Consider the following 8441-nt stretch of genomic DNA (forward strand, 5'->3'; position numbering starts at 1 on the left):
TCTGCACCAGATAGCCTTAACAGCAAGCGTTTTGGTTAAAGCAGGAGAGTTTTATGCTTAGTGGTTGGCATTTACCGGTTGCGCCTTTTGTCCGTCAGCGCGGCGATGCGTTACATATCACACTGTGGTTAGATGGCGAGTGGTTACAGGGTGATAATTTACCGGCACAGGTTTTCTTACGCTGTGAGCCAGATAATGAAGAATGGTTGCTCAGTATGAAGGGCGAGCTGATCAATGGCTTCTGGCGTTATCGCGCGAAATTGCAGTTGCATGAAGGTCAGCCCGCGCGGCGTTATTGCTTCAAACTGTTGTGGAATGATGACCAACAGTGGTTCGGCCCATTAGGATTTTCGGTCGTTCCTCCGGCGCAATTGGCTCAGTTTGCTATTGAGTTACCCGATAGCGGCCCAGACTGGGTTGCCGACCAGATTTTTTATCAAATCTTCCCCGACCGGTTTGCCAGCAGCCAGGGTGAGCATGGGGTGCAAAATGGCAGTTATATTCATCAGGCCGCCGGTCATCCGGTCGCACGCCGTGACTGGCAACAGCCACTGGATGATGTGAATGCTGCCTCGACATTCTATGGCGGTGATTTAGCCGGTATCAGCCAAAAACTCCCCTATTTACAACAGTTAGGGGTGACCGCGCTCTATCTCAACCCTATTTTCACCGCGCCCAGTGTACATAAATACGATACGCAAGATTATTATCAGGTTGATCCCTACTTGGGCGGCGAGAGTGCATTTCTACAACTACGCAGCGCCACCCGCGATGCCGGTATCAAATTGGTGCTCGACGGCGTGTTTAACCATACCGGGGATTCCCACCATTGGTTTGATCGCCATCAGCAAGGGGAAAATGGCGCTTGTCATCACCCCGACTCACCTTATCGGGGCTGGTTTAATTTCTTCCCCGATGGGCGGGCACTGGATTGGAAAGGCCATGCCAGCTTGCTAAAACTTAACTTCGCTAATGAAGAGGTGGTTAATCAAATTTATCGTGCCGAAGACAGTGTGGTGCGCCATTGGTTGAAGCCGCCTTACAGTATTGACGGCTGGCGGCTGGATGTGGTGCACATGCTAGGAGAAGAGGGCGGCGCGAAAGGGAATTTACACCATTTGGCGGGGATTTATCAGGCGGCGAAAGCGGAAAATTCTCAAGCTTATATTCTGGGCGAACACTTTGGCGATGCACGAAATTGGTTACATGCCGGAGTGGAAGACGCGGCAATGAATTATATGGGATTTGCTTTGCCAGTACGTAGCTTCCTGGCGGGTTGTGATGTTGCCTACCATCCCATAAAACTCAGCGCCGAGGATTGTGCTTATTGGATGGATGAATACCGCGCCGGATTACCTCATGGTCATCAGCTGCGTTCATTTAACCAATTGGATAGCCATGATACCGCCCGTTTTATCACTTTGCTGAATGGCGATAAAACGCGCATGCAAATGGCATTGATATGGCTGTTTAGCTGGATTGGTGTGCCCTGCTTATTTTATGGTGATGAAATCGGCTTGGATGGCGGCAATGACCCATTCTGCCGTAAACCTTTCCCTTGGGATGAGGCGCTGTGGGATGGCGATCTGCTGAAATTATGTCAGCGCATGGCGGCTTTACGGCACAATAGTTTGGCATTGCGGCGTGGCGGCTGCCAAGTTATTCACGCCAATGGCGATTCTCTGGTCTTTATTCGCAGTTATCAGCGCGAGCGGGTGATGGTCGCCATACAACGCAATCATGCTAGTGATATCTTCTTGCCGGTTTCTCCTTTACTGAATGTTACGCAATGGCAACGTTTGGAGGGGGCGTCCGAGCTGAATATCACTGACGAGGGCATCAGTCTGCAATTGTCTGGCGAGAGTGTCACATTGTGGCGCGGTCAATCTTAGTTATTAGCCATAGTGAGTGCTAACTTAAGAGTTGGCCACGCAGTATAAAGATATTAAAAGCGGCTAAGCGCCGCTTTTTCTTTGGGTGAGATATGATGTATATGACGGGCACCGACAGTTGCCAGGTAAATCCACCGAAGGGAAAATATAATGAGCACAACTAAAAGACAGGCATTGATTATCGGAGCCTCTCGGGGCTTGGGTCTGGGGCTGGTTGATGAGCTTAACCGCCGGGGATGGTCAGTGACGGCGACGACTCGCGGTGTAGCAAAAGATACCGCGGCACATGCTGCCCATTGGTTAACATTGGATATTAACCAGCCTGAAAGTATTAAAGCTTTTTTACCACAGGTGCAGGGGCAGGTTTTTGATCTGATATTTATTAATGCCGGGATCTCTGGGCCGGAACATCAATCAGCGGTTGATGCCAAACCAGAGGAAATCCTCGAATTATTCCAAACCAATGCGATTTCACCCATCCGTATTGCCCAGCATCTGCTGGCACAGCGCAATCCAAGCCGCGGTGTATTAGCCTTTATGTCTTCGCAGTTGGGGAGTCTTGGGCATAATGCTTCCGGCCATAAGCCTTTGTATTCAGCTAGTAAAGCGGCATTGAATATGATGACGCGCAATTTGGTTGCTGAGGTAGCCGACCCGTCACTGACGGTATTATCCATTCATCCGGGCTGGGTAAAAACGGATATGGGCGGGGATGCTGCGCCACTGACGATTGCGACCAGTGTGAGGGGGGTTGTTGACCAAATCGAGCGCGCTTCCGGTAAGGGCGGTCACGGCTTTATTGATTACCAGGGGCATACATTGCCTTGGTAATATATACCCGTCATACTTCAAGCTGCATGTGCGTTGGCTGCTTTCGTTACTCGGCCCGTCCATGGGCCTCGCCTCTGCGAGGCCGCTGCAAACAGCGTTCAAATCTACTCCCGGCAGATTTGTCACCCGAATCACTTACCTAAGTAAGCTCATCGGGATTTACTCAATTGCCGCCTTCCTGCAATTCGAATTATTTGGGGTATAATTTGGGGTATAAATAGAATGATAAACTTCCCCCACCAATACATTGATGGGGGATGAGTGACATTGGTAATCAATAGCTATCAGTAGCCGATGGCTGCACCGGCGGGGCGGCGAACATCATTAGCGCCATACAGATAGCCCTCGCGGACTTTGCCGGAGACCGCTGAATCATTACCCGAGTTCGCAGGGCTGACGCCCTCAACACCGGCTAAACCGACCAAAATTAGCTCCGCAGCGCCCCATGGATTCTGCTCGACCATTTTATATCCCATATTTTTCAGCAGATTAAGGCTGTCTGCGGACACTCCGCGCTGTTCATAATAGACCTCATCGGGTAGCCACTGATGATGAATGCGAGGTGCATCCACGGCCTCTTGTGGTGCCATACCCTGGTCAATGACGTTCAATGCCGTTTGCAAGGTAATGGTGATAATCCGCGAACCACCCGGTGAGCCTAAGACCATAAATGTCTTACCGTCTTTGGTCACTAATGTCGGGCTCATAGACGATAGTGGGCGCTTACCGGGGGCGATGGAGTTGGTAGCTCCCTGAACCAAACCATACAGGTTTTGCTCACCGACTTTGACGGTAAAATCATCCATTTCATCATTCAGGAAAAAGCCAGTGCCGGGTGCAATCACTACCGCACCAAAGCGGCCATTCACGGTATAGGTGGTGGAGACAGCATTGCCATCATGATCAACGATGGAATAATGTGTTGTTTCAGGTTTTTCATGTGGTTGCATGCCCGGCTGAACTTCTGCTGATGGCGTGGCCTTGTTGGCGACGATTTGTTTACGAATATCAGCGGCATAACTTTTACTCAGCAGGCGGTCCGTCGGGTTCTTAACAAACTCGGGATCACCGAGGAAAGTATTGCGGTCCATATAGGCATGGCGCATAGCTTCTGTCAGTGTATGGATGTAAGCGGCAGAGTTAAAACCCATACTCTTCAGGTCATAGCCCTCAAGGACATTTAAAGTTTCGCACAAGGTCACGCCACCGGAGCTAGGTGGAGGGGATGACACGAATTTATAGCCACGATAGCTACAGGTAATAGGGGCGGTTTCCGTGATTTTATAATTGGCAAAATCGGCCGCAGTCAAAATACCCCCGCCTTTTTTGGCTGCGGCTTCAACTGCTTGCGGTATTTTCCCCTGATAGAATGCATCCGGCCCTTTCTCCGAGATAGCTGTCAGAGTATCAGCCAGATCAGCTTGAATCAGGCGGTCACCCGGTTGCAGAGCTTCGCCGTCTTTTCGTAGAAAAATACGCGCCGATTCAGGATCTTGACGAAAGCGCTTAACCGTTGTGTCCAAAATGTCAGTATCGGCGCGGGTTAACACAAATCCTTCCCGTGCCAGTTTGATTGCCGGAGCCATGACCTGTTGACGAGTTAATTTGCCGTATTTCTTCTGCGCGCTGTCCATTCCCAAGACTGTGCCGGGCACGCCCGCGGCCAGATAGCCATACAGACTGGCATCTTTGGTGACTTTACCCTCTTTATCCAAATACATATCGGCACTGGCGGCGGCAGGGGCGGTTTCACGGAAGTTTATAAATGTATCCGTCCCATCTGCAAGGTGAATGGTCATAAAACCGCCACCGCCAATATTGCCACAGCAAGGGTTCACTACCGCCTGGGCATAACCCACGGCCACCGCAGCATCAATTGCATTCCCACCCATTTTTAAGATATCAGTCCCAACCTGTGAAGCCAGATACTGGGATGTCACCACCATGCCATTTTTCGCTTCCACTGCGGGTGTTGAGGCCGCATGCAGTGCTCCACTGACCAGTAAAGCCAATGCAGCCAAGGGTTTGTTCCATTTTTGCAAATGCATTCTGACTCCTGTTATTTCCTGCCCGCCGAGGGTTACCCGGTCATTTTTGTCTGGCAGCTTAAAAGCGCTGCTTATGGTGTGTGCAAAACACACGCCAGTAATAATTAATAGCAGAATTAATGTTTATGGCTGCTAATTAATTGGCAACAGGAGGGGAGGGAGAGGGTTTTACTGAAACTGATAGGGTGATTTTTACTCAGGTGAAGTTCAGATGGATGCAAATAACCAATTGAAAATAAAGATATATTCTCAAAATAGATAAGCTGGGAATAAAACTGATTATTATATAGACTCTGCGGCGGGTGCTTGAAGCTGTCTGCTTTAAGTGCTTATGTCCGGCTGAAGGCAGGCAGAGAAAAGCCCCGTATTAAAATTAATCAATACGAGGCTCTCTGTAACGCCAGACAACGTTACGGTAGCCTTATACCCGCCGAAAGGCAAGGCAAGGAGGCTGAATATGCCACAAAATACGTTTGTTATATGCCTGTTAATTGTTTGTATAACAGTGCTGGCATTTACATTAATTACGCATAAATCACTATGTGAATTACGCCTAAAAGATGGAAGCAAAGAGGTTGCGGCCATTTTAGCCTACGAATCTGAACGGTAAGGCAACCGGGGCGGGGAGCAATCCCCGCCTTTCGTTGTCAGGTAGCAGTTTTCAAGCACCCATGTTCAATCTACATAAGAATAAAAAAGCCAGTCAGAATGAACTGACTGGCTTGATACCCCCGAGTCAATCAGGGGTGGCATAAACCGTTATTACAGTTTAGAGGCGTTTTCAGACAGATATTTAGCAACGCCATCTGGAGATGCGCCCATACCTGCTTTACCTTTTTCCCACTGTGCAGGGCAAACGTCGCCATGTTCTTCGTGGAATTGCAGTGCATCAACCATACGCAGCATTTCGTCAATGTTACGGCCCAGAGGCAGATCGTTAACCACTTGGTGACGAACAATACCGTTTTTGTCGATCAGGAAAGAGCCACGCAGTGCAACGCCAGCATCTGGGTGCTCAATGCCGTAAGCTTTCTGAATTTCACGTTTGATATCAGCAACCATTGGGTATTTAACTTCACCAATACCGCCTTTATCAACCGGAGTTTTACGCCATGCATTGTGTACAAACTCGGAGTCGAAAGAAACACCAACAACTTCAACACCACGTTTCTGGAATTCTTCGTAACGGTGGTCGAAAGCGATCAACTCTGAAGGACAAACGAAAGTGAAGTCCATTGGCCAGAAAAACAGGACGGCAGGGCGGCCGTTCAGGTGTTTTTTCAGGTTGAAGTTTTCAACGATTTCGCCACTACCAAGAACAGCAGCTGCTGTAAAATCAGGGGCTTGACGAGTTACCAGAACCATAAATTACTCCTGTTAATTAGGGATGGATTAACCATTTGTCTCAAAAGTATCGGCACAGCATAGGTATTTAAACGCAATGAATAAAGAGATAAATACCAATCGCTGTGATAGCTTTTACCTATTGTTACAACGATTTTAGTTTCGTACTCTTGTTAAGATACCCATTCTGACAGAAAGCGCAAGTGACTTAGAGCCGATAACCATATAGATAAAGATGTTTTTGTCTAAATTTGTTTATGCTGTGCTTGCTGCATCATTGCAGGATAGAAATCCCAAAAGAGTCTTTCTAGCGGCTGATAGTGTTGTTCTATGTCGTAAAAAGAACCTGCAAGCGCTGCTAATTTAGGCCGACGGTTAGCCATACCTTGTAACACATCAGCTATAAAGGGTAGTTCAGCGTAGCGTTCCAGCCAACGCTCTGGCCACAGATAGGCATTAAGGTTCTGGAAACAAGCCGGTGTCAGTGACAAGTGTGGCAAAATTTGGTATTGCGCTTGCTCGATAAAATCGGGCAGCGAGCAGGCGGGTACTAGTTTATCCCAGTTGCGCGCCAGAAAATGATCCCAGAGTACATCCAGAGTAATGGGGGCAACCCGGCGATAATCTGCACTGAAATAACCTCGGGCCTCTTTAACGAGCGGCGATGTGTCCGTCATCACATCAACGCGCCGATGCATCATGATGCCAGCGACTATCTCAGGGGAATATTCCCCTTGTGGATTACCGCGCACAAAGTCAGCCAGTAAATTGCCCAATAAAGAGCTGTCAGCCAGTGTCGCAAGATGGAGGTGAGCAAGAAAATTCATCCGCTGAGTATAATGCAAATAGAGGCTAAATATGCTTATTTCTTGCAGCCAGCCCTTGAGGGCTCTAGACTAGCCGCCTGTTTTTGTGAACCGGCCCCTGATATCTGTTGGCCGGGTCTGTTCTGATATGAAGTGGAAAGCCATGCGTGTTGCCGATTTTTCTTTTGAGCTCCCAGAATCTTTAATTGCCCATTACCCCCAGCCCCAGCGTAGCGGTTGCCGTTTATTGTCACTGGATGGCCCTACGGGAACATTAACGCACGGCATTTTCACTGATTTGCTGGATAAACTGGTGCCCGGTGATCTGCTGGTGTTCAATAACACGCGGGTTATTCCGGCGCGTTTATTTGGTCGCAAAGCCAGTGGCGGCAAACTTGAAGTGCTTGTGGAGCGCGTTTTAGATGATCATCGCGTCTTGGCTCATGTCAAAGCGTCAAAGGCCCCTAAACCCGGCACTGAGTTACTGTTAGGTGATGATGAGAGCATTCGGGCCACCATGTTGGCGCGTCATGACACACTGTTTGAGCTGCGTTTTGACGATGAGCGAGATGTTTTTACTATCTTGAATGCAGTCGGCCATATGCCTTTGCCTCCTTATATTGATCGCCCTGATGAAGATGCTGATCGCGAGCTGTACCAAACGGTATACAGCCAGCGCCCTGGGGCAGTCGCAGCGCCAACCGCAGGCTTACATTTCGATGAACCGATGTTGGCGGCTTTGCGGGAAAAAGGCATTGAGATGGCTTTTGTGACTTTGCATGTTGGTGCGGGGACGTTCCAGCCAGTGCGAGTCGATACCATTGAAGAGCACATCATGCATTCTGAATATGCAGAAGTGCCGCAAGAGGTGGTTGATGCGGTTTTAGCCTGTAAGGCCCGTGGTAATCGCGTCGTCGCAGTGGGCACCACATCAGTACGTTCATTGGAAAGTGCCGCTAAGGCCTGTGATAGCGGCTTGATAGCCCCTTTCTTTGGTGATACTCGCATCTTTATTTATCCGGGCTATCAATATCAGATTGTGGATGCATTAATAACCAACTTCCATTTGCCTGAATCAACATTGATAATGTTGGTTTCTGCTTTTGCTGGTTATAAAAATACTATGAATGCATACCAGCAGGCGGTTGCAGAGCAATATCGCTTTTTCAGTTACGGCGATGCCATGTTTATCAGCCGTAATCCACGGGCACCGCAAGAGCCGGTCACCCCGTAAATTTTAGGTCACGCTTGTTGTGTGATCAGGCAATAGCAACATCAGACTGTTTCTCTGATTATGTTACTTATTGCATGATTGATAGTGAGCAGTAATTTATTTTAAATACATCAACTTACGATAAACATTCTGTTTTTACTATCAGCATTTTCTGTGTCGTGTGCCAGAAATGTGACAATGCCACTGAATTTGCTTAAATGCTCACCACTTGTTAAATATTGTGCAAAAGTAGACCAAGGGATCGGGGAATTATGGTGTAAAAGTGCACCACCCTGATTATTGGTAA

General features: G+C 48.5%; 7 protein-coding genes. 4 read left to right on the forward strand and 3 right to left on the reverse strand.

What is annotated here, in order from left to right; translation table 11 throughout:
• The first annotated feature begins 53 nt into the window (after positions 1-53).
• Positions 54-1892, forward strand: coding sequence for a maltodextrin glucosidase (gene malZ / locus FTA91_RS02070; protein ID WP_145535126.1), 1839 nt, complete (start codon positions 54-56; stop codon positions 1890-1892).
• A 150-nt stretch (positions 1893-2042) separates the two neighbouring features.
• Positions 2043-2723, forward strand: a complete 681-nt coding sequence (locus FTA91_RS02075) for an SDR family oxidoreductase (RefSeq protein WP_050113249.1) — start codon at positions 2043-2045, stop codon at positions 2721-2723.
• A 284-nt stretch (positions 2724-3007) separates the two neighbouring features.
• Here FTA91_RS02075 and ggt read toward each other — a convergent pair whose 3' ends face one another.
• Positions 3008-4771, reverse strand: a complete 1764-nt coding sequence (ggt, locus tag FTA91_RS02080; protein WP_145535123.1) for a gamma-glutamyltransferase — start codon at positions 4769-4771, stop codon at positions 3008-3010.
• A 457-nt stretch (positions 4772-5228) separates the two neighbouring features.
• Here ggt and FTA91_RS02085 point away from each other — a divergent pair, with 457 nt between their 5' ends.
• Entirely contained in the window at positions 5229-5381 is a 153-nt protein-coding gene (locus tag FTA91_RS02085; protein WP_072082502.1) for a type I toxin-antitoxin system Hok family toxin, read from the forward strand.
• Positions 5382-5533: 152 nt separating this feature from the next.
• Here FTA91_RS02085 and FTA91_RS02090 read toward each other — a convergent pair whose 3' ends face one another.
• Together FTA91_RS02090 and FTA91_RS02095 are read right to left on the reverse strand one after the other, a co-directional pair.
• Positions 5534-6136, reverse strand: coding sequence for a peroxiredoxin C (locus tag FTA91_RS02090; RefSeq protein WP_050113251.1), 603 nt, complete (start codon positions 6134-6136; stop codon positions 5534-5536).
• A gap of 224 nt (positions 6137-6360) precedes the next feature.
• The gene (locus FTA91_RS02095; protein ID WP_145535120.1) at positions 6361-6942 is read right to left on the reverse strand and encodes an acyl carrier protein phosphodiesterase; all 582 of its coding nucleotides are present in this window, start codon (positions 6940-6942) and stop codon (positions 6361-6363) included.
• 142 nt (positions 6943-7084) lie between these two features.
• Between FTA91_RS02095 and queA the strand changes: the two genes are divergently transcribed.
• Positions 7085-8155: a tRNA preQ1(34) S-adenosylmethionine ribosyltransferase-isomerase QueA gene (gene queA, locus FTA91_RS02100; RefSeq protein ID WP_050113253.1), complete on the forward strand. Its 1071-nt coding sequence runs from the start codon at positions 7085-7087 to the stop codon at positions 8153-8155.
• Positions 8156-8441: the final 286 nt, after the last annotated feature.

Source organism: Yersinia thracica (assembly GCF_902170565.1).
GTDB lineage: Bacteria > Pseudomonadota > Gammaproteobacteria > Enterobacterales > Enterobacteriaceae > Yersinia > Yersinia thracica.

Excerpts from the sequence above, each read along its gene's own strand:
- malZ (WP_145535126.1), top strand. The coding sequence starts at position 54 with ATGCTTAGTGGTTGGCATTTACCGGTTGCGCCTTTTGTCCGTCAGCGC.
- FTA91_RS02075 (WP_050113249.1), top strand. The coding sequence starts at position 2,043 with ATGAGCACAACTAAAAGACAGGCATTGATTATCGGAGCCTCTCGGGGC.
- ggt (WP_145535123.1), bottom strand. The coding sequence starts at position 4,771 with ATGCATTTGCAAAAATGGAACAAACCCTTGGCTGCATTGGCTTTACTG.
- FTA91_RS02085 (WP_072082502.1), top strand. The coding sequence starts at position 5,229 with ATGCCACAAAATACGTTTGTTATATGCCTGTTAATTGTTTGTATAACA.
- FTA91_RS02090 (WP_050113251.1), bottom strand. The coding sequence starts at position 6,136 with ATGGTTCTGGTAACTCGTCAAGCCCCTGATTTTACAGCAGCTGCTGTT.
- FTA91_RS02095 (WP_145535120.1), bottom strand. The coding sequence starts at position 6,942 with ATGAATTTTCTTGCTCACCTCCATCTTGCGACACTGGCTGACAGCTCT.
- queA (WP_050113253.1), top strand. The coding sequence starts at position 7,085 with ATGCGTGTTGCCGATTTTTCTTTTGAGCTCCCAGAATCTTTAATTGCC.